At 60.0% G+C, this 18,057-nt stretch carries 15 protein-coding genes and 1 rRNA gene; 9 read left to right on the plus strand and 7 right to left on the minus strand.

Annotation, left to right across the window (positions count from 1 at the left end; translation table 11 throughout):
* Positions 1-229: 229 nt before the first annotated feature.
* The 3 genes from serC to NQ014_RS10480 all read left to right on the plus strand — a co-directional run bounded on the left by serC (position 230) and on the right by NQ014_RS10480 (position 3,637).
* Positions 230-1,366 carry a phosphoserine transaminase gene (gene serC, locus NQ014_RS10470; protein ID WP_049171366.1) on the plus strand — a complete coding sequence of 379 codons (1,137 nt, stop codon included), beginning with the start codon at positions 230-232 and terminating at the stop codon, positions 1,364-1,366.
* A gap of 222 nt (positions 1,367-1,588) precedes the next feature.
* Positions 1,589-2,716 (plus strand): septation protein SepH, encoded by a 1,128-nt coding sequence (sepH, locus tag NQ014_RS10475; RefSeq protein ID WP_257075255.1) that lies wholly within the window; start codon positions 1,589-1,591, stop codon positions 2,714-2,716.
* A 15-nt stretch (positions 2,717-2,731) separates the two neighbouring features.
* Positions 2,732-3,637, plus strand: a complete 906-nt coding sequence (locus tag NQ014_RS10480) for a hypothetical protein (protein WP_257075256.1) — start codon at positions 2,732-2,734, stop codon at positions 3,635-3,637.
* 3 nt (positions 3,638-3,640) lie between these two features.
* Here the strand turns inward: NQ014_RS10480 and NQ014_RS10485 are convergent, their stop codons facing one another.
* The 3 genes from NQ014_RS10485 to NQ014_RS10495 form a co-directional block, all read right to left on the minus strand.
* Positions 3,641-4,513, minus strand: coding sequence for an RNA methyltransferase (locus NQ014_RS10485; RefSeq protein ID WP_257075258.1), 873 nt, complete (start codon positions 4,511-4,513; stop codon positions 3,641-3,643).
* A 9-nt stretch (positions 4,514-4,522) separates the two neighbouring features.
* Positions 4,523-6,037, minus strand: a complete 1,515-nt coding sequence (locus NQ014_RS10490) for an NCS2 family permease (RefSeq protein WP_257075259.1) — start codon at positions 6,035-6,037, stop codon at positions 4,523-4,525.
* Between the two features lie 158 nt (positions 6,038-6,195).
* Positions 6,196-6,888: a DUF3027 domain-containing protein gene (locus tag NQ014_RS10495; protein ID WP_257075261.1), complete on the minus strand. Its 693-nt coding sequence runs from the start codon at positions 6,886-6,888 to the stop codon at positions 6,196-6,198.
* 23 nt (positions 6,889-6,911) lie between these two features.
* Here NQ014_RS10495 and NQ014_RS10500 point away from each other — a divergent pair, with 23 nt between their 5' ends.
* Both NQ014_RS10500 and NQ014_RS10505 read left to right on the plus strand, forming a co-directional pair.
* Entirely contained in the window at positions 6,912-8,084 is a 1,173-nt protein-coding gene (locus NQ014_RS10500) for a glutaminyl-peptide cyclotransferase (RefSeq protein ID WP_257075262.1), read from the plus strand.
* Positions 8,085-8,206: 122 nt separating this feature from the next.
* A complete protein-coding gene (locus NQ014_RS10505) occupies positions 8,207-8,701 on the plus strand; it encodes a DUF2771 family protein (RefSeq protein ID WP_016423315.1) in 495 nt (164 codons plus the stop codon).
* 72 nt (positions 8,702-8,773) lie between these two features.
* Here NQ014_RS10505 and NQ014_RS10510 read toward each other — a convergent pair whose 3' ends face one another.
* On the minus strand, positions 8,774-9,205 hold the full coding sequence (locus tag NQ014_RS10510; RefSeq protein ID WP_257075265.1) for a cold shock domain-containing protein: 432 nt from the start codon (positions 9,203-9,205) through the stop codon (positions 8,774-8,776).
* Positions 9,206-10,075: 870 nt separating this feature from the next.
* Here NQ014_RS10510 and NQ014_RS10515 point away from each other — a divergent pair.
* Positions 10,076-10,696: a transglycosylase family protein gene (locus NQ014_RS10515; protein ID WP_016423316.1), complete on the plus strand. Its 621-nt coding sequence runs from the start codon at positions 10,076-10,078 to the stop codon at positions 10,694-10,696.
* 427 nt (positions 10,697-11,123) lie between these two features.
* Here NQ014_RS10515 and NQ014_RS10520 read toward each other — a convergent pair whose 3' ends face one another.
* On the minus strand, positions 11,124-11,312 hold the full coding sequence (locus tag NQ014_RS10520; RefSeq protein ID WP_016423317.1) for a hypothetical protein: 189 nt from the start codon (positions 11,310-11,312) through the stop codon (positions 11,124-11,126).
* Positions 11,313-11,386: 74 nt separating this feature from the next.
* Between NQ014_RS10520 and NQ014_RS10525 the strand changes: the two genes are divergently transcribed.
* The 3 genes from NQ014_RS10525 to NQ014_RS10535 all read left to right on the plus strand — a co-directional run bounded on the left by NQ014_RS10525 (position 11,387) and on the right by NQ014_RS10535 (position 16,422).
* On the plus strand, positions 11,387-13,903 hold the full coding sequence (locus NQ014_RS10525) for a helicase-associated domain-containing protein (RefSeq protein ID WP_257075267.1): 2,517 nt from the start codon (positions 11,387-11,389) through the stop codon (positions 13,901-13,903).
* A 148-nt stretch (positions 13,904-14,051) separates the two neighbouring features.
* On the plus strand, positions 14,052-15,755 hold the full coding sequence (locus tag NQ014_RS10530; protein WP_257075268.1) for a DNA repair helicase XPB: 1,704 nt from the start codon (positions 14,052-14,054) through the stop codon (positions 15,753-15,755).
* A 25-nt stretch (positions 15,756-15,780) separates the two neighbouring features.
* Positions 15,781-16,422, plus strand: coding sequence for a DUF3239 domain-containing protein (locus NQ014_RS10535; RefSeq protein ID WP_257075270.1), 642 nt, complete (start codon positions 15,781-15,783; stop codon positions 16,420-16,422).
* A 132-nt stretch (positions 16,423-16,554) separates the two neighbouring features.
* On the opposite strand, the gene NQ014_RS10540 is transcribed toward NQ014_RS10535, so the two are convergent.
* Together NQ014_RS10540 and rrf are read right to left on the minus strand one after the other, a co-directional pair.
* Positions 16,555-17,697, minus strand: a complete 1,143-nt coding sequence (locus NQ014_RS10540) for an alpha/beta hydrolase (protein WP_257075272.1) — start codon at positions 17,695-17,697, stop codon at positions 16,555-16,557.
* Positions 17,698-17,936: 239 nt separating this feature from the next.
* Positions 17,937-18,053 (minus strand): 5S ribosomal RNA (rrf, locus tag NQ014_RS10545).
* Positions 18,054-18,057: the final 4 nt, after the last annotated feature.

Below are 18,057 nucleotides of genomic sequence, written 5' to 3' on the forward strand. Positions count from 1 at the left end.
ACCCGAGGCCCCACATCGCCAAGTTTTCAGCACCAACAAAACTGGAAAAAATTCTTCGCAAACTTTGCAAATACGCCAATCCACCCTGTTTTGTTATGCAAAGTACGGAAGCGGGGGCAATTGAACCCCACCCTTTTGCTATAAGTACCCCCGATTACCGCTAGAGTTTGAAGACAACGGCTGTATATCAAGCTTCACTTTGAATGCACTTTGAAAGGTTGCGCCTCATATGAGCGATCAATTCCCAGTCCTCCCTGAAGAGTTCCAGCCCGGCGACGGCCGCTTTGGCTGCGGTCCGTCGAAGGTTCGCCCGGCACAGATTCAGGCAATCGTTGACGGCGGTACCTCTATCATGGGTACCTCCCACCGTCAGCCGGCAGTGAAGAACGTTGTTGGTGAGGTTCGCGAGGGTCTGGCTGAGCTCTTCCAGCTTCCGGAAGGCTACGAGATTGTCCTGTCCCTCGGCGGCGCAACCGCTTTCTGGGATGCTGCCACCTTTGGGCTCATCGAGAAGAAGTCCGCTCACCTGACTTACGGTGAGTTCTCCTCTAAGTTTGCCAAGGCATCCAAGATGGCTCCGTGGCTCGACGCTCCGCAGATCATCGAAGCAGAGCCGGGTTCCGCACCTGAGGTTGTCGCTGGTGAAGAGGGCGTTGACCTTATTGGTTGGGCTCACAACGAGACCTCCACGGGCACCATGGTTCCGGTCACCCGCCCGGCAGGCTCCGAGGGCCAGCTCGTAGCTATCGATGCCACCTCCGGCGCCGGCGGCCTCCCGGTCGACATGTCCCAGGCTGACGTCTACTACTTCTCCCCGCAGAAGTGCTTCGCTTCTGACGGCGGCATCTGGTTGGCTGCAATGTCCCCGGCTGCCATCGAGCGTATTGAGAAGATCAATTCTTCCGACCGCTTCATCCCGGCTTTCCTGAACCTGCAGACTGCCGTTGATAACTCCCGCAAGAACCAGACCTACAACACCCCGGCCGTCGGCACTTTGCTGATGCTGGCTGATCAGGTCAAGTGGATGAACGCCAACGGTGGCCTCGACGGCATGGTTGCCCGCACCACCGAGTCCTCCTCCCACCTCTACAACTGGGCTGAGAACCGCGCGGAGGCAACTCCGTTCGTCACCGATGCCGCAAAGCGCTCGCTGGTCGTCGGCACCATCGACTTCGAGGACAACATCGACGCCGCACAGATCGCCAAGGTTCTGCGCGCCAACGGCATCCTCGACATCGAGCCGTACCGCAAGCTGGGCCGCAACCAGCTGCGCATCGGTATGTTCCCGGCCATCGACCCGGAGGACATCCGTCGTCTGACTGGCGCTATCGACTGGGTTCTGGACAACGGCTACGCTGCAAAGTAATAACAGGGCAGCTAACAGCAAGGCTGCTGCCAAGTAGCAGTATGGCCGCTGCAAGGTAACGCCAAATTGGTCGCAGAGCAGCCGCCATTTACCGGCCTCAGCCGCATAACTCCTGCGCCACGCGCAAGGGCATTGCCCCATTTGTCCGTGACGCGGGAGTTTTGTCGTTTACCATGATTAGTGAGCATTACTTATAACGTCGACCAACAAGGAGGTTCTCGCATGAGGGAGCTGAAGCCCGTTCTGGACGGCGATGTGACCGATTCACTGATTCTCGTTCCCGCTGATATCACCGAGCAGGAACGACAGGAGGGACTTCGCTTCACGCTGCCTCTCGACGAGAACCTGCGCACTTTCCTAGTCGAGCACTTCGAGCTCGCCGATGCCGCAGGTTCCCCTGCTGCAACTGATTCCGCATCGCTTGCCGACGGATCCAGCGCAACCACCGCCGCTGTCAGCGGTAACTCTGGGGAGAGTGCCACCACAGTGAGCGGTTCCACCGACGGAAGTTCCACCGGTGTCAGCACAGCGGAAGCCACCACCGCAAGCGGCGACTCGGCCGAAGGCAGCGCGGCGGCCGGCACCTCCGCTACGACAGACGCGACACCGAAAAAGACTCCAACGGCACCGAAGCCAGTCCTGGAAGAGCCCCGCATCGTTTTGTCGCCCCGCGAGATTCAAGATCGCATTCGCAGCGGCCAGACGGTCGAGGAGCTCATTGAATACAGCGGCATGCAGCCGCGCAAGATTGAGTCCTTCGCCTACCCGGTGCTTGCAGAGCGTGCGCGGATTGCGGAGCTCGGCAAGCAGTCGAAGCCACGTCGCCTTGATGGCCCGGCCAAGCTGTCCTTGTGGGAGATTCTCGCCACTGCTTTTGCCGCCCGTGGTCAGGAACTCGCCGATGCCTCGTGGGATGCCTACCGTGACCCGAGTGGGCAGTGGATTGTGACCGTGACTTGGAATGTCGGCCACACCACCAACGTGGCCGAGTGGAGTTACCAGGCGGAGGGGCTTTCCGCGCTCACCATTGCTCGCAATGAGCTGGCAGCAGAACTGATTGACCCTGACTTTGCCCGCCGCAACCGCGACTTGGCACCGCAGGCCAATCGAGCAGCTGATACCGCGGATACCTCTGAGATGCCAGCCGCATGGCAGTCTTCGGCGGAGCCGCAGCGAGGCCACGGGGAGCAGGACGACCCGTCGCAAAGCGACGCCGTCGACGACGATATCGACGAGGCGGAGTTCTTGCAGCACCCGGACGCGGAGCAGCCGAAGCGCAAGAAGAAGACTGTCATGCCGTCGTGGGAGGATGTGCTTCTCGGCGTACGTCCGAACGGCCCGAAAAAGTAGGAGTTTGCCTCGACAATGAGCTCCATGACCAGTGGCAACACTTCTGATTTCGAATTCTCCGCGATTCGCCGCGGTGTAGTCACGATTTGGTTTATCAGCACTAATGACCCTGCTGCGATCCTAGAGACCGGCGTTCAGCATGACCGCGGTTTCGGGCGTCGTTTCCTGGCTCTCTATGACTCGACGCTGCCGGTAACACCGATTGGTGATTTCCCACTCAATCGATCGGCGGAAACCGGTGACGGCGAATACTACATCGGCGGCTTTGAGGGCGTTGCCGTACTGCAGACAGTCCTCGACGATGTCTCGCAGCTTTCCAAGCTGTCGCCGCGTCTGCGCCAGGAGATTGCCGCCACGGACGTCTATGCGAGTGTGTCGAATAAATCCACGGGCTTCGGCGCCTTTGCGCATTGGCACGATGGTGAGCTCAAGCGCGCTTTCTCCGCTACTCGCTACCGCACGCTGGAGGATATCGGTCTTCCCTGCCCCGCAGAGGGCAGCTTCTGGGCGGGCAAGCACCGCCCGCTGCCCGACGCTTCCGAAGATACGGGTTCACGTCCACGCGAGGGGGTCGGTTTGCCGTTCATCCCGGCAGAGCTTGCCGACGCCGTCATCACCGACTGGCTCGGATTCGACCCGCATTCGCCGGCTACAGATATCCCTGTTAGTGGTTTTGCGGTCGATGGCCGACGTGCGGCTCCCGGAACTTCGTATTCGACGTCTCGTAGTCCGCGCGGGCTAATGGGTGAGCCGGGTTCCTCCGAGTCTGGCGCAGAGCTTGACCGCGCCTACGACGACTACGAGGTTCACAATGCAGAGCCGAACCGAGACTTTCTGGAGGAGCTCAGCCGCTTTGGGGCTAAGGCCAAGAACTTCGCTGGCCGTACCTGGCAGCGGGCACGAGGTAAGTTCGGGAAATAGTTTCTACCGTTCTGCGCGCTGCGACTGAACGCGCAGTCGCTCGTAGAACGCGATCGCTGCGGAGGTAGCCACATTCAGGCTGTCAGTTCCCGGTGACATGGGAATGCGGGCACGCACATCGGTGGCTGCCATCGCGTGCTCGGTAAGCCCCTGCCCCTCAGCACCAACGAGAATCGCGACCTTGTCCGTGTCCATGGCATCCCACAGGTCCACCGTGCCCGCAGGGGTCATGGACACCACGCGGAAGCCCTGCTCTTTGAGCTGGTCAAGGCTTCGCTGCCAGGTGGTCGTAGTACCGGGCAGAGTCGCAAATGGGACTGTCAGCACATGCCCCATGGAAACGCGCACGCTGCGGCGATACAGCGGATCGGCGCAGGCCGCTCCGAAGACGACCCCATCCACGCCCATGCCCGCCGCGTTACGGAACAGAGCTCCGATGTTCTCGTGGTCGCCGACACCCTCCATCACGGCCAAGGTGGTGGCTCCGCTCAGAACTTGGTCCACCGATAGCTCCGGCGCGCGGTCAGCGGTGGCCAGCAGGCCGCGGTGAAGATCAAATCCGGCCGCTGCGGCCAGAACCTCGCGGTCGAGTTCAAACCAGGGCACCGTTTCCGCAATAGCGGCCTCGCTCGCGGTCAGTCCGTCGGCAAGCGATGCTAGCTTCTGACGAGTACCAAAGACTGCGCGAAGCGGAAAGCGTGAGCGCACTAGCCGCGGCACAATGAGCGTGCCTTCGGCGATGACCAGCCCCTTCCCACCGGGCAAATCGGGGCGGGAATCGGACTTGTTGAGGTTGCGGATGTCATCGAGACGGCTGTCAGCGGGATCATCGATAACGATGGGCGCAAAGCGTTCGAGGGATGTGGTGGTACTCATGGAAACTCTTTAGCCGCCCAGCAGAGCGGTGAACGGATCGGCGGCGAAGTAGATGACGAACAGGCCGGAGACAATCCACATCAGCGGATGCACGGACTTGGCACGACCCGAGAAGATAGCCATCGCAGCAAAGGTGATGAAACCGATGCCGATACCATTTGCAATCGAGTAGGTAAATGGCATGGTGACCATAGTCAAAAATGCCGGCAGTGCGATGTCGAAGCGGGTGAAATCAATCTCGGTGATCTGCCCGATCATCATGGCACCGACGATGACCAGCACAGGCGCGGCGGCCTCGATGGGCACGATTTCATAGAGCGGGGTGAAAAACATCGCTGCCAGAAAGAGGATGCCGGTGACAATGTTGGCAAGGCCAGTGCGTGCACCATCGGCGATGCCCGCTGCGGAGTCGACAAAGACGGTGTTCGACGAGGAGCTGACTGCACCGCCGACGATAGCACCGGTGCCTTCGACAACCAGTGCGCGCTTCATGTCCGGCAGCACACCGTCTTCATCGACAAGTGCAGCCTGCTTGCCCAGACCAGTCATCGTGCCCATGGCATCGAAGAAGTTAGCCAGGACCAAAGTGAACAGCAGCATGGTGGCGCTGAGGGCACCGACGCGGGCAAAGGATCCGAAAAGATCCACAGCTCCAACGAGGGACAAGTCCGGCATACCACCTACACGGTCCGGCAGAGTCGGTACCGCGAGATTCCAACCGGTCGGCACTGGCTTGCCATCAGCGAAGGAGGGACCCGCATCCGTCAAGGCCTCGACTGCGAGCGCAATAACGGTATTCAGCACGATGCCGATGAACAGGCCGCCTGGAATATTGCGGACAACCATGATGCCGCAGATAATCAGCCCGAGGACGAACACGGCGGTTGGCCACGAGGCAATCTGGCCATTGATGCCGAGCTGCACCGGAACAGTCGTGTCAGCGGCATCCGGAATACGGCGAACCAGGCCACCGTCGACCAGACCAATCATGGCAATGAACAGGCCGATACCCACACTCATCGCGGCCTTCATATCGGACGGAATCGCGTGGAAGACAGCTGTGCGGAATCCGGTCAGCGCCAGCAGCACGATAATCACGCCGTCCAGCACGACCAGACCCATCGCTTCTTCCCAGGCCAGCCCCTCGTTAGCAACGAATGTCACGGCAACCAGGGTGTTGATGCCCAGGCCCGTCGCAATGCCGAAGGGGTACTTGGCAAAGAGACCAAAAGCAATGGTCATGACACCCGCGGCGAGCGCGGTGACAGCGGCGACCTGCGGTATCCCCAGGCTATTGCCGTTGACATCTTCGATATTGCCGAGGATCAGCGGGTTGAGCAGAATGATGTAGGCCATCGCGAAGAAGGTCACTACGCCACCGCGAATCTCGGTTACGGTTGTCGAACCGCGCTCCGTGATGTGAAAATAGCGGTCCACTGCCGAAAGATGGCTCCCCTTCCGTGCAGGCTTGGAGTCCTTCACCTCATCTGAGGATGTTGCAGAGGTGGACGTACCTTTGTCCATTTTTTATGCCTCTCTAGAGTCTCTTTATTATCCGTGTCACGTGTTTATCCGTGTCAGAGCGGAATTATTGTGCCGAAAGCCGTCACAGTGCAGTCTCTGGGGCCACGGTGGCGTCGAAACTGCACCGTCCTTGCCATCGCGTTTGCCTAGATGGAAAGCTACAGGTGCGAATCCTGGTAGGGTTCCGCCACCGGAGCGCCCTGCCCCGTTACTTCCGGGATAGCTGAGTGAGCACCGCAGCCGTGGTCAAAGCTTACGGCCGTGGCATCGAATGTCCATTCGTTGACGCACACGCCCCAGTTCTTACCGAGCGGCCCGGTCAGCGGGACCATAAAGGCGCAGGTTCGGCAGCGGTGCAATGCTTCCCGAGCAAAGTCACTCTCGGGGCCGGTATCGCCATCTTCCCAGCGCTGCTCGGTGTCTTCCACACCACGCGCCGACAAGGTGCGGGTCTGCAAGTCATCGCCGTCGAGTCGCTCATCTCCCACCGCAGCCGGCAACAGATCGCGCGGACCGAGGTCACCGGGGCGCAGCCGCTCTTCGTAGGGCACCCATTCAGGCGCCTGCAGCGCGGTTTCGCCAGGGACAAGAGCCACTTCACTGACCGTCGCCTGTTGAGTGCCCGGCGCGCACGCGACCACCACATGCCACTCCCAGCCCCTATATCCGGGCAGGTCAGCCGCAAAACGATGCACCGCAACGCCCTCGCCCACGACACTTACACCGGTGTGCGCGCCGGCAGGCCCCTCCCCGAGCTCTTCAATCGCGGTACGGGCAGTGTCGACCGCCTGGTGATTCATCACCTTCCCCCGTCGGCGGCTGTTTCGGGAACGTCGTCGATTTTCAGTCACGTTTCCTATCCTAGAGTGAAGCTATGGACAGATTCCCGTCGGGCGACGCAAAACCCGCCCGCCCCTTCCACTCATCACGCTTTACGACGGCCCGAGCTGCCTTCCTCTCCGTGGCAGCTGCCGTCCTATTGGCCGGTTGTGCGGCTGAAACTGGTTCGGGTGGCAATCAATCAGGCGAGGCCCCTTCTAGTGGAGCTAGTGCGGGCTCGGACTCCGGCTCCGCCCCGAGATCGACTTCGGCATCGGTTAATCCCTCCGAACTGGTCGGTGCCGATAAGGTGCCGGGGCTCGGTGACCTTCCGGCACTGAAACTGACCATCGAGCAGTCCTATCCTGTCTTGGCTCCACCACTTCCCACGGAGAAGAACGTCGCTGCGCCTTTTGTCCAGGGCCTTGAGTTCGAACCCGATGGTTCTTTGTTGATGGGCACCGGCCTCTACGGTGAGTCCCAGATTTACCGATTGCCGCAGTGGCTCGACAACTCTGCAGCCGAGCCGACCAACGTGGAAGATTTACAGTCTGAACTCTTCGGCGAGGGGATTACCCGTCATGGAGATACCGTGTGGCAGCTGACGTGGAAGGAAGGACGCGCCATTGAACGCGACGCGGCTACTCTCAAGCAGCGTCGCGAGGTTCCCTTCGACATCGAGGGCTGGGGCGCGTGCTCCTTCGAGGACACCATCGTGACTTCCGATGGCAGTGGCACCCTCACTTTCCGCTCCCCCGATGACCTCTCAGCCCAGCGTCAACTGCCCGTCACTGCGGCAGGCACGGAGACAACGTGGCTCAACGAACTTGAGTGCGTCACTGTCGACGGCGACGCAGCTCCGGACGCAGCGCCGGACGAAGCACCGGACGCATCGCCGGCGGGCACGAGCGATTCAAACAACCAGAGCAACGGGGACGGACCGACCTCCCCGCAATCGCACCGCGAGATTTGGGCCAACGTCTGGCAGAGTCCATTCATCTACCGCATCAACCCGGAAGACGGAAAGGTCACAGGCATCGTCGATGCCACCGAACTCTTCCGCGACCTGTACACGCAGCTCTCCCCGGCAGAGCAAAACAGTATTGATGTGCTCAACGGCATTGCACTAATGCCGGATTCTTCCTCCACCTCCCCCAATGGGACCCGTCAGTTCCTACTTACAGGGAAGAAATGGCCCACAGCCTACCGTGTTACCGTGAGTGAATAGCAGTATCTGGCCCGAGAACGGCTAGTGTGACTGAACGTAGCTTCAATTCCGTTACGAATGTCGGGAAGTGAGAGTTGATGGGATCGAGTAGGCGCCGCTGGCAACAGAATAGTAAGGCGTTCATGGTTGTCGGCGCTATTGTCGTGGTGGGTCTTGTCGTCACCGGCATCGTCCTTGCTGTCAATAAGTGGACCAACCAGGCAATCGACGACCCGCACGCGCTGTCCATCGAGGTCATTCAGGACGGCGAAACCACAGAGGTTCTTCCCTACCGTGTCTGCGACCTCTTTGAGAAGAATGCCTGCACCACGACTGAGGCCAACGCCGCCAAGATTTCCCTGGGCGAGCAGGAGACAGCTGAGGTTAACGTCGGCTCCACTGTTGGCTCTAACTCCTGGACCCTGCAGCGTTTCTTCTCCGACGATGCGGTCAACTCCACCTCTCGCAAGGATCCGGGCGAAGCCACGACCGAGACCATCGCTGGCTCCGCCGCTGTTGCCGGAAAGCGCACTCCGCTCGGGGTCGTGGAGGTTTCCACCGCGCTCATCGGAAAGAACTCCGAGGGCGAAGAGACCACCTACGGAATTACTTGGTCGATCGTCAACGAGCCGTCGTAAAGCACAGCAAAACGCCCGTTCACTGAGGTTTTCCACCTTCGTGAGCGGGCGTTTTTCACATCTTCTACCGACTTACGAGTCCAGCTCGCGCGCGACCGCACGCAGGACTTCAGCCGTCTGGTGGCCGTCCTTACGCTCCGGGTAACGCCCGGCGCGCAAGTCACGCTGCACCGTCGACTCCAGCATGGAAATCATGTCCGAAATCATGCCGTTGAGATCGCTGGGGCTGTGCTTCTTCGCTTGACGACGGGCTCCTGCGCCCCCACCTGCCCCGCCACGGCGGTGACGGGCACCGCGCGGTCCCTCGTCGAGCACCTTGATCCGGAGGGCCTGCGGGCCTGGACGGCCGTCAGCGTAGTCGTACTCCAGGCGCTGACCAGTTACGAGTTCTTCCACGCCTTTCGGCAGCACGTTCTTGCCGATGTAGACATCTTCACCGTCCGGATTCGACACGAAGCCAAAACCGCGATCCTTGTCGTACCACCTGACCTTACCGATGGGCACTTTCCACCTAACCTTCCCGTGCCCTGTGACTGGGGGCACTCAACCTCGTTCCCCTTGTGCAGTGGTGACTGCCCTTCGGGGTCTTCGGATCGGAGATACAATTCTTCCGCACTTGCCACCGTCCTCGCACGCACGGACAGCCGGAGTTAGAAGCTCAATCGCGGCGAGCCTGGCCAGACAGGACTGCGACGATATGCCGGGCCGGGCGCTGTCTTAATGGTGTTCCTTTAATTAAGGTGCGACCAAAACAGGACGCACTCTAACCGGGAACACATCATTTATTACTGCTTACTAGTGCGAAGTGGCGGCAGCGGTAGCGGCGTGCATGTGCACGTCACCTCCGATTACCTAAAGAACTCAATTATACCCATAGATGGGGACATAAAGGGAAGACGGATTTCCGTGAAGCGAGCACCCTCGCGGATTGACGGGCAGAGACTGCAACGAACTGCCAGCGTTGGTTCTTCTTGACTATCTCTCTTGACCATCTTTCTCTGTGCCTGCGACGCACCAAAACAGGAAAAATAACAAGACGATAACGTGACTTTTGTCACATTATGAAGTTTTAACTTACACACCACTAATAACAGTCACGCCTCCTACCTGCAGTTTCACCTACTTTTATGCATATCTCCTAGCTGCGCTCAAAATTAAGAATCCGGCGATTCGCGTGACTATTTCGTTACCAACCGCTACGGTGTGCAATCGACGCGTTTAACGGACGAAGTCGCATAGATCGCCTTCATCTCACTCCAGTGCGATGACATCGGCCCGTTATCAACAACGTGAAGAACTTTCCATAAGAGTGAGATGGGGTTGCATTAGCCCCACTGGCGCCACAAAGAAAATCGACGAAAAGGAAATTTTCATATGGCTCGCCACGCAGCTAAGACCAACACCTTCGCTTCCACTTCGGCAAAGGTTGCACTGACCGGCGCAATCCTCGGTGCCGGTGCCGCAATCTTCGCACCGACCGCTTCTGCAGCTCCGGACTCCGACTGGGACCGCCTGGCACAGTGTGAGTCCGGTGGCAACTGGCACATCAACACCGGAAACGGCTACTACGGTGGCCTGCAGTTCTCCGCAAGCACCTGGAACGCTTTCGGTGGTAACGAGTTCGCTTCGACCGCCGATCAGGCTTCCCGCGAGCAGCAGATCTACGTTGCTGAGAAGGTTCTGGCTCAGCAGGGTTGGGGCGCATGGCCGGCTTGCTCCGCAAGCCTGGGTCTCTCCTCCGGCCCGACCGATCGTCCGCACCCGAGCCAGGGCTCCGCTCCTGTTCGCGCACAGGCCGCTCCGGCAGCTGCTGCTTCCGACTCCAAGACTGACCTGGTCCAGCAGTTCGCTGACCGCCTGTCCAACGTCGACAGCCTGTCCGACGCTCAGGCACTCATCGCTGAGTTCCGTGCACTGACTGGCGAGGTCGAGCTCCCGCAGGAACTGGTCGCAGCCATTCCGTTCGACCTGTCGAAGCTGCAGGGCCTGATCTAAGACTTTCGAGCTAACCAGCTCATCACAGTAGCCCCGAGGATAATCCACCTTCGGGGCTATTTTTTGTCTTCAGCAGGTTGGCGGTACCGGCCCAATGTGAGTTAGTGGCTGCGTGAGTTACTGCCTGCGTTTATGGTTGGCGACCGCGTGCCAACGCGAGTTACTGACTGCGTTTATGACAAAAATGGCCCGAAAAATGGCTTGAAAGTGTCATAAACTCGCACAGTTTCACATTTGCAGCCCGCATCCATGGGGCCATTCCGGTGGATTGACCGGAAACGGGCTTGAATAAGGTCCAGCCCCACTTCAAGCGCCCCCTACTCAAGCCCCCCCGAGGCCACTGATGTGAAAACCCGCAGCCACGACTGAACTAGCAGTCACGGCTGCGGGCCTCCAGCAGAAGTAGCTCTGCTAAGAATCTAAATGATTACTTGTTAATCACCGTGGTCGGGTGCACGTAACCCAGAGTCTCCGGATCAACCGGGAACTCAATGTCGCCGAAAGGCGAATCTGCACCAGCGTGGTGAGCAATCAGTTCAGTAACAGCGTGCTGACCAGGCTCGAGGTCCTTCGGCCAGCCGGGATCGACATAGGATTTCTTTGCAACGTTAGCCATGCTGAGATTATCCCAAAAATTTTCTCCCCAGTCACCTTCTCCCCTCCTTAAATCTCACTAAAGTGGGGATTGTCATGACTAGCACCACCCCCTTTGCACTCTTTTCCGACTGGCTGGCAGGTCAACCAGACCAATTTGTGGGCACTATCCTCAGCAATCGCCCCGATGCGCTGTCGCCACCGCCGAAGTCTTCCCAGGTGCTAGCGGCAAGGCTCCAGCTCCGCGCTTCTGTCTCCCGCGCGCTGACCAGACTGCCCGCACTGGAGCTCGCCTGCATTGAGGCCGCCGCTGACCTTGGTGCCGACGCCGAACCCGTCACTGCGGACGCCCTCATCGACTACATTCTCGACTTACTCTCTCGAGCAGAAGTTCCCGCCAATCAACGGCCCACGGCCACGCATATTCGGACAAGCCTCGATACCCTGCGCGAATACGGACTCATCTGGGGCAACGGCCCCGGCCCACGCGGCACTTTCACCGGCAAGTCCACCCGCAAGAAGCCTCTGCCCTGGCAGGACTATTTCTGCCTCAGCGATGAGGTCGCTACCTCGTTGCCACCCGGCTGGTATCTTCTGCCCAATCCCGATGGCCCCAGCCGCAGTCAGCTACGCACGGCACTCACCGAGGTCACAGACAGGCAGCAGCGTCTCCTGGACACCCTCGCCAACTCCGGAGGTCTCGGCGTTACAAAGGACGCTCATCCGGATGCCGACCCCTCGCTGCCGGTCCCAGCGCTCATCAACGCCGGCCTGCTCGAACGCATCGACGAGGGTACCGTCCGCCTGCCCGCCACCGTTCGCGCGCTTATGCGTGGAGTCGGGCTTGCCGACGACGACGTCCCCCTGCGCCCCGAACCCCCCGCTACCCATGTGATTGCCAGCGGTAACGACCGTGCTGCCGCCACTGCCTGGGAAACTCTGCGACAGGCGACTGACCTGCTGGACTTGCTGGGAACCGACCCCGCACCGACCTTGAAAAACGGTGTCATCGGAGTGCGAGAAACCCGCAATCTCATCGAGGAGCTCGGCGTCGACATTTCGGAGTTGGCTCGAGGCGTGGCTAACCTCAGTGCAGCGGGCCTGGTTCATGTCGGCACTCCGCATCCGCTGCCACTACACGACACCGGTGGTGACTATTTCGCCCCCACGCTGGCAGCCGACGGCTTCCTCGACGCCGATCTGGTTGACCGGTGGGTGAGCTTGACGGTCGGCACTCGCACTAGCGACGCAGCTCCCTGGCGGGTCGACCAGCTCAATGAGGAAGGCAAACGCATTGCTCTGCTCTCCCCACAAACTCGGCTCTCCGGGGTACCGTCAATCCGGGAAATGGTGCTGGCGTGCTGTGCGCAGGTGGCGTCGTCGGCAAGCGACAACGACATCGTTGCTCTGACTGACCTGCGTGAATGCGCTGCCTACTACTACCCGATCACCAACGCGAGGTGCACGGACGAGACGCTCAGTGGCGTGGTCGACGAGCTGGTCGCCCTCGGCATCGTCGTGCGGGACCCAGGCGTGGAAACGATTTCCGTCGGCCTTAGCGACGTCGGCAAAGCCATGGTCGCGCTCATCGAATCCGGTACCGCCGAGGCCTTCGACGATCTGCGTGCGGCCTGTAACAACCTCTTGCCGCCGAACGCCTCATACCTGATGGTTCAGGCGGACAACACCATCGTCGTACCGGGTCCCGCGTCCCCGGAGATGGAACGCATGCTCAGTTCGATTGCGCAGTTGGAATCTCCCGGCCTCGCCAGCGTCTACCGCGTGACCGAAGACAGCCTCCGCGATGCCCTCGACGCCGGCATCAACGCCGCCGATATCTCGGAGTTTCTCTCGCGCTACGCCGTCGGCGAAGTGCCGCAGTCCATTACCTATTTGCTTGACGACGTCGCTCGCCGCCACGGTCGTCTCCGCGGTGGCCCCGCAGCTTCGTTTATCCGCTGTGACGATCCGGCTCTGCTGGCCTCATTCCAGAGTCACCAAGCTGGACAAAACCTGGCGTTGCGGAAGATTGCCGAAACGGTGCTAATTAGCCAGGCCCCGCTTGCCCAGGTGATTGAGACCGCTAGAAATGCGGGCTTTTCCATCATCGCCGAAGATGCAGAGGGTTTGGTGCTGGATCTCGGTCGCGCTCCCTGCCGCATTGAGGCGCCAGCTCCGGTGCCCACTGCGCGTACAACGATGCCCGAACCGGAACGCATCAGCCAGGCGTTGACGGCCATTGCCGATGGCAACCGTGCTGCTGAGCACGCCGGTAGTTCCAGTGGCGCTACAGCCAGTGGCAGCACTGCTGGGGTCTCTGGCTCGGCTGCGGATTCGGCGACAGGTACGGGGACAGCTGCCGGTGCCAGCGCTAGCACCAATGGCACGAGCGACTACGCCTCCGGCACCGAAGCGTTCAAGCTCCTGCAGCGCGCGGCTCGCCACGGCGACGACCTGTATTTGAGCTACGTTGACCGCAACGGCAAACCCGGCCGCAAGCGAGTGCGCCCAGTCACCGTCTCCGGTGGCCAGGTCGATGCTATCGACCCGGCCACCAGCCAAGTGCTGCGCTTCCTGCTGCATCGCATTACCGAAGTACATCCTGTCGACTAGGCGGCGGGCGCGGGGACCGTCGTAAAGCGATGCAAAAGCGAATGTGGCGGTTCGGGATGATTCGAGCCCGTGCCGCATCTTCTGCGTAATCGTGGCAGAATTGACCTTTAGCTTATTTTTGGTCGAATGTCTGCGAGGCGAGGAAATAATGGGTTTCGGTACGGGTCCGCTGATCGTCCAATCGGATAAGACGGTGCTGCTGGAGGTCGATAATCCGGAGGCGGATGCGGCACGCGCGGCGCTGGCACCGTTCGCGGAGCTCGAACGTGCTCCCGAACATGTGCACACCTACCGCATCACCCCGCTGGCGCTGTGGAATGCCCGCGCCGCCGGTCACGACGCGGAGCAGGTGGTCGACGTCCTCGAGCGCTTCTCCAAGTTCCCCGTCCCACAGCCGCTGCTTATCGACGTCGCGGAGACAATGGACCGCTACGGTCGCCTGAGCCTGTCCAAGCATCCAGCTCACGGTCTTATTCTGGTCTCACACGACCCTGCGGTACTGGCCGAGGTGACCAAGCACAAAAAGATTCGTCCGATGCTCGGTGAGCAAATCGATGCCGACACCTGGACCGTGCACCCCTCCGAGCGAGGCCGAATCAAACAAGAGCTGCTGAAGGTCGGCTGGCCGGCCAATGACACCGCCGGATACATCGACGGTGAGGCACACGCCATCGCTTGGCAGGATCAGGGCACCGGAGGCCACGACACCTGGGAACTGCGCGACTACCAACGCATGGCGGCTGATTCCTTCCGCGAAGGTGGCTCCGGCGTCGTGGTGCTGCCCTGTGGCGCAGGCAAGACAATCGTCGGTGCTGCGGCCATGGTAGACGCGCAGCGCACTACTTTGATCCTGGTCACCAACACCGTCGCCGGCAGGCAGTGGCGCGACGAGCTGCTGCGACGCACCTCGCTGACCGAGGACGAAATCGGCGAATACTCCGGCGAAAAGAAGGAAATTCGCCCCGTCACCATTGCGACCTACCAAGTAGTCACGCGCAAGACCAAGGGAGAATACCGCGCACTCGAGCTATTCGATTCCCGCGACTGGGGCCTCATCATCTACGACGAGGTCCACCTCCTGCCCGCTCCAGTGTTCCGAATGAGTGCGGATCTGCAGTCGCGCCGTCGACTGGGGCTCACCGCCACTCTGGTGCGCGAAGATGGCCGCGAGGGCGACGTCTTCAGCCTGATTGGCCCGAAGCGCTACGACGCCCCGTGGAAGGACATCGAAGCCCAGGGCTGGATCGCACCGGCTGACTGCGTTGAGGTTCGCGTGACCCCGACCGAGTCCGAGCGCATGCTCTACGCCACAGCTGAGGCCTCCGACAGGTATCGTCTGGCCGCAACGACGCCTACGAAGATTCCCGTCGTCAAGCAAATCCTTGCCCGACACGAAGGCGAACCCGCTCTGGTGATTGGTGCCTACCTGGATCAGCTCGAAGAGATTGGGGAGGAACTGGGCGTCGACGTCATCGAGGGGAAGACGTCCAATGCCAAACGCGAGGAGCTCTTTGGGAAGTTCCGGCGCGGCGAGATCAACACGCTGGTGGTTTCCAAGGTTGCGAACTTCTCCATCGACCTTCCCGAAGCCTCTGTGGCCGTGCAAATCTCCGGCACCTTCGGTTCCCGACAGGAGGAGGCACAGCGTCTGGGGCGTCTCCTGCGCCCGAAGTCCGATGGTGGTGGCGCCGTCTTTTACTCGGTGGTGACTCGCGATACGCTCGATACCGAATACGCAGCTCACCGCCAGCGTTTCCTGGCGGAACAGGGCTACGCCTACCGAATCGTCGACGCAGATGAGTACCTCGGCCCAACCCTGCCCGGTGATTCCACCGCTAGCTCGGAATCCTAGAAAACTGGATAACTAAAGGACTGCCATGAACTTTCACTTCCCCGTCAACCGCGAGCACACCAACGCCAACAACGAGTACTACCGCGATGCCCGCCGACTGCTCATCTCCTCCGGCATTTTCTCTGCTCTGCTGCTCGTCGGCGCTGTGCTGGTTCTAGTAGCTTTCGACCGCACGCCGTTTGTTATCGGCAGCGCGGTTGTGCTTTTCGCCCTCGCGGCTCTCTACGTCGGCGTTACCTTCCAGGTGCGACGCGCAATTAAGGATCCGCAAGAGCTTTACGACGAATCCCCGCTGGTTCCGGCCATGATTGCGCGTGTGGATGAGCGAACCATGGTGCTGATGACCCTGGTGGACATGCGTAAAAACCCCTCCGATGGCGAGCCCGTCCCGGCCCTGGCTACACGTACTGTCACCACGATTTCCGGGGTTCCCCGCCGCGTGGGCGCGAAGGTGCCAGCTGTTGCTGTGGCCGGTACACACAAGAGCCGCACCGAGTTCTACGACGAGATCACCCCAGTGCCGCTCGCGTGGTCCACTCCAGACAAGTCAATCATTGCCCAAGCCCAGCGCAATATTCCTGTCAACGATTGGAATGTGCTCGAACGCAACATCGACCGGGTGGAAGAGGTACACGCAACGAAGCGCAACCTCCTGCCGCTGAACTAGTCGGAGTCTGTTAGCCCCGACCTTTTGGCACTGAGCTGTTGCCGCCCCGCCCCCCGATTTCCCTCACCGGCGCTCCCCTCCGCGGCGCTCACATGCACAGCGAGAGCGCCATTGGGAACTGAAACGGGTTGACTAGCTCTTGCCCCAGGACTCTTCGTTCTGCCGGTCAATCGCTTCCTTATCGTATTCACCTGCCGGGTCCTCTGGCAGCTCACGTTCCGTGTGAGTGACCTCTAGAATGAACCGCGCCGCGTCCGTAATCTGTTCTCGCTGAACCTTTGGAACCGCAATCTGGTGAGTTGCCAAGAATTCCGCCTGAGAGGCCTCTCCGCCTGCCTCCTCGACCTTCTTCAGGTACTCGGTAGCTGGACGAACGACAGTATCGCGGGAGGCCGCCTGAACGTGTACACGCATGCTTCGCGACGGCTCATGCAAACCCGGTGACACTTCCTTTGCCGAATCATCAGAGGTGCCAAAAAATGCCTGCAACCACACCGCAGGAGCACCACGCAGGTCTAGAGCCGGGGCAACGAGCAACAGAGCAACCGGAGTGTCCTGACTAATCTGCTCTACCGCGGAAACAACGTTGTGCCCGCCTGAAGAGACACCATAGAGAACTATCGGGTTTTTATCGCTGATGGGCATTGCACCCAATTTTTGAAGCTGCAACGAATCATCTGCGACAGATGCGACTACCCGCGCAATGTCATTGACGGCCTCAGATACCTTATGCTCTGGTGCGAGCCGGTAATCCACATCCACAACAATTGCGCCCGATCGGGCTGCCAGGGCAGCCATATTTGGACCGAAAGAATTCTCACGCAGACTGCCGTCGCCCATCCAGAAAGCGCCGCCGTGTGCGGCAACAACCACAGATCCGGTTGGATCCTGCGGGACAAAAACCCGAACCGGAACGCTAGGACTATCCCCCACCGTCGTATCCGTCACTTCTACCTTGCCATCGGCATACGCAAGGTATGGCGAAGAATGGTTGACGGCCGCCCCCAAGACCATCATGGAGCCGTGAAGAATGGCGTCTGGCATACGAGCGCCGCGGTCATTGACTGACGCACGAGCCTTCTTAATGTCTTCCGCAGAGGCACCCAAGGGGACAACCTCGCTCAAGTAGGAATAGGCCGAGACGTGTTCTTCGAGCCATTCAATAAGCTGTTGTAGCTTACCTTCTTCGGTCGTTACGGGAGTGAAGTTGTCTTGAGCCTCGTCCTCAGAAGAAGCGAGGTTAACCACATCGGAGTTAGGTGTCTGATTAGTCATAGAGACAGTCTGCCACAGAGAGCCAACGAGGATTCACTGAAAGAGGAAACCGAGGATCTGATCAATCGGTTTTGCTAACTAAAACTGTACAAAGTAATAGATCCGAAAACGAATAGTGTTATGCGCAGTTCACCCAATTAAATCCCGTTTACCTGTGGGTAAAACAAAAGGTGGGCCGCGGCAGCCCCCGCCCCACACAGGGCAACTGGCTGCAACGACCCACCAACAAAAAGTATTTATGCCGGCGGCGACCTACTCTCCCACACCCTCCCGAGTGCAGTACCATCGGCGCTGGTGGACTTAGCTTCCGGGTTCGGAATGGGACCGGGCGTGACCCCACCGCTAACACCACCGACAAAA

The sequence above is a fragment of the Corynebacterium sp. 5QC2CO genome (genome assembly GCF_024580435.1).
Lineage (GTDB): Bacteria > Actinomycetota > Actinomycetes > Mycobacteriales > Mycobacteriaceae > Corynebacterium > Corynebacterium jeikeium_D.

Excerpts from the sequence above, each read along its gene's own strand:
- NQ014_RS10530 (WP_257075268.1), top strand. The coding sequence starts at position 14,052 with ATGGGTTTCGGTACGGGTCCGCTGATCGTCCAATCGGATAAGACGGTG.
- serC (WP_049171366.1), top strand. The coding sequence starts at position 230 with ATGAGCGATCAATTCCCAGTCCTCCCTGAAGAGTTCCAGCCCGGCGAC.
- NQ014_RS10500 (WP_257075262.1), top strand. The coding sequence starts at position 6,912 with ATGGACAGATTCCCGTCGGGCGACGCAAAACCCGCCCGCCCCTTCCAC.
- NQ014_RS10485 (WP_257075258.1), bottom strand. The coding sequence starts at position 4,513 with ATGAGTACCACCACATCCCTCGAACGCTTTGCGCCCATCGTTATCGAT.
- NQ014_RS10505 (WP_016423315.1), top strand. The coding sequence starts at position 8,207 with ATGGTTGTCGGCGCTATTGTCGTGGTGGGTCTTGTCGTCACCGGCATC.
- sepH (WP_257075255.1), top strand. The coding sequence starts at position 1,589 with ATGAGGGAGCTGAAGCCCGTTCTGGACGGCGATGTGACCGATTCACTG.
- NQ014_RS10540 (WP_257075272.1), bottom strand. The coding sequence starts at position 17,697 with ATGACTAATCAGACACCTAACTCCGATGTGGTTAACCTCGCTTCTTCT.
- NQ014_RS10520 (WP_016423317.1), bottom strand. The coding sequence starts at position 11,312 with ATGGCTAACGTTGCAAAGAAATCCTATGTCGATCCCGGCTGGCCGAAG.
- NQ014_RS10480 (WP_257075256.1), top strand. The coding sequence starts at position 2,732 with ATGAGCTCCATGACCAGTGGCAACACTTCTGATTTCGAATTCTCCGCG.
- NQ014_RS10535 (WP_257075270.1), top strand. The coding sequence starts at position 15,781 with ATGAACTTTCACTTCCCCGTCAACCGCGAGCACACCAACGCCAACAAC.
- NQ014_RS10490 (WP_257075259.1), bottom strand. The coding sequence starts at position 6,037 with ATGGACAAAGGTACGTCCACCTCTGCAACATCCTCAGATGAGGTGAAG.
- NQ014_RS10515 (WP_016423316.1), top strand. The coding sequence starts at position 10,076 with ATGGCTCGCCACGCAGCTAAGACCAACACCTTCGCTTCCACTTCGGCA.
- NQ014_RS10525 (WP_257075267.1), top strand. The coding sequence starts at position 11,387 with ATGACTAGCACCACCCCCTTTGCACTCTTTTCCGACTGGCTGGCAGGT.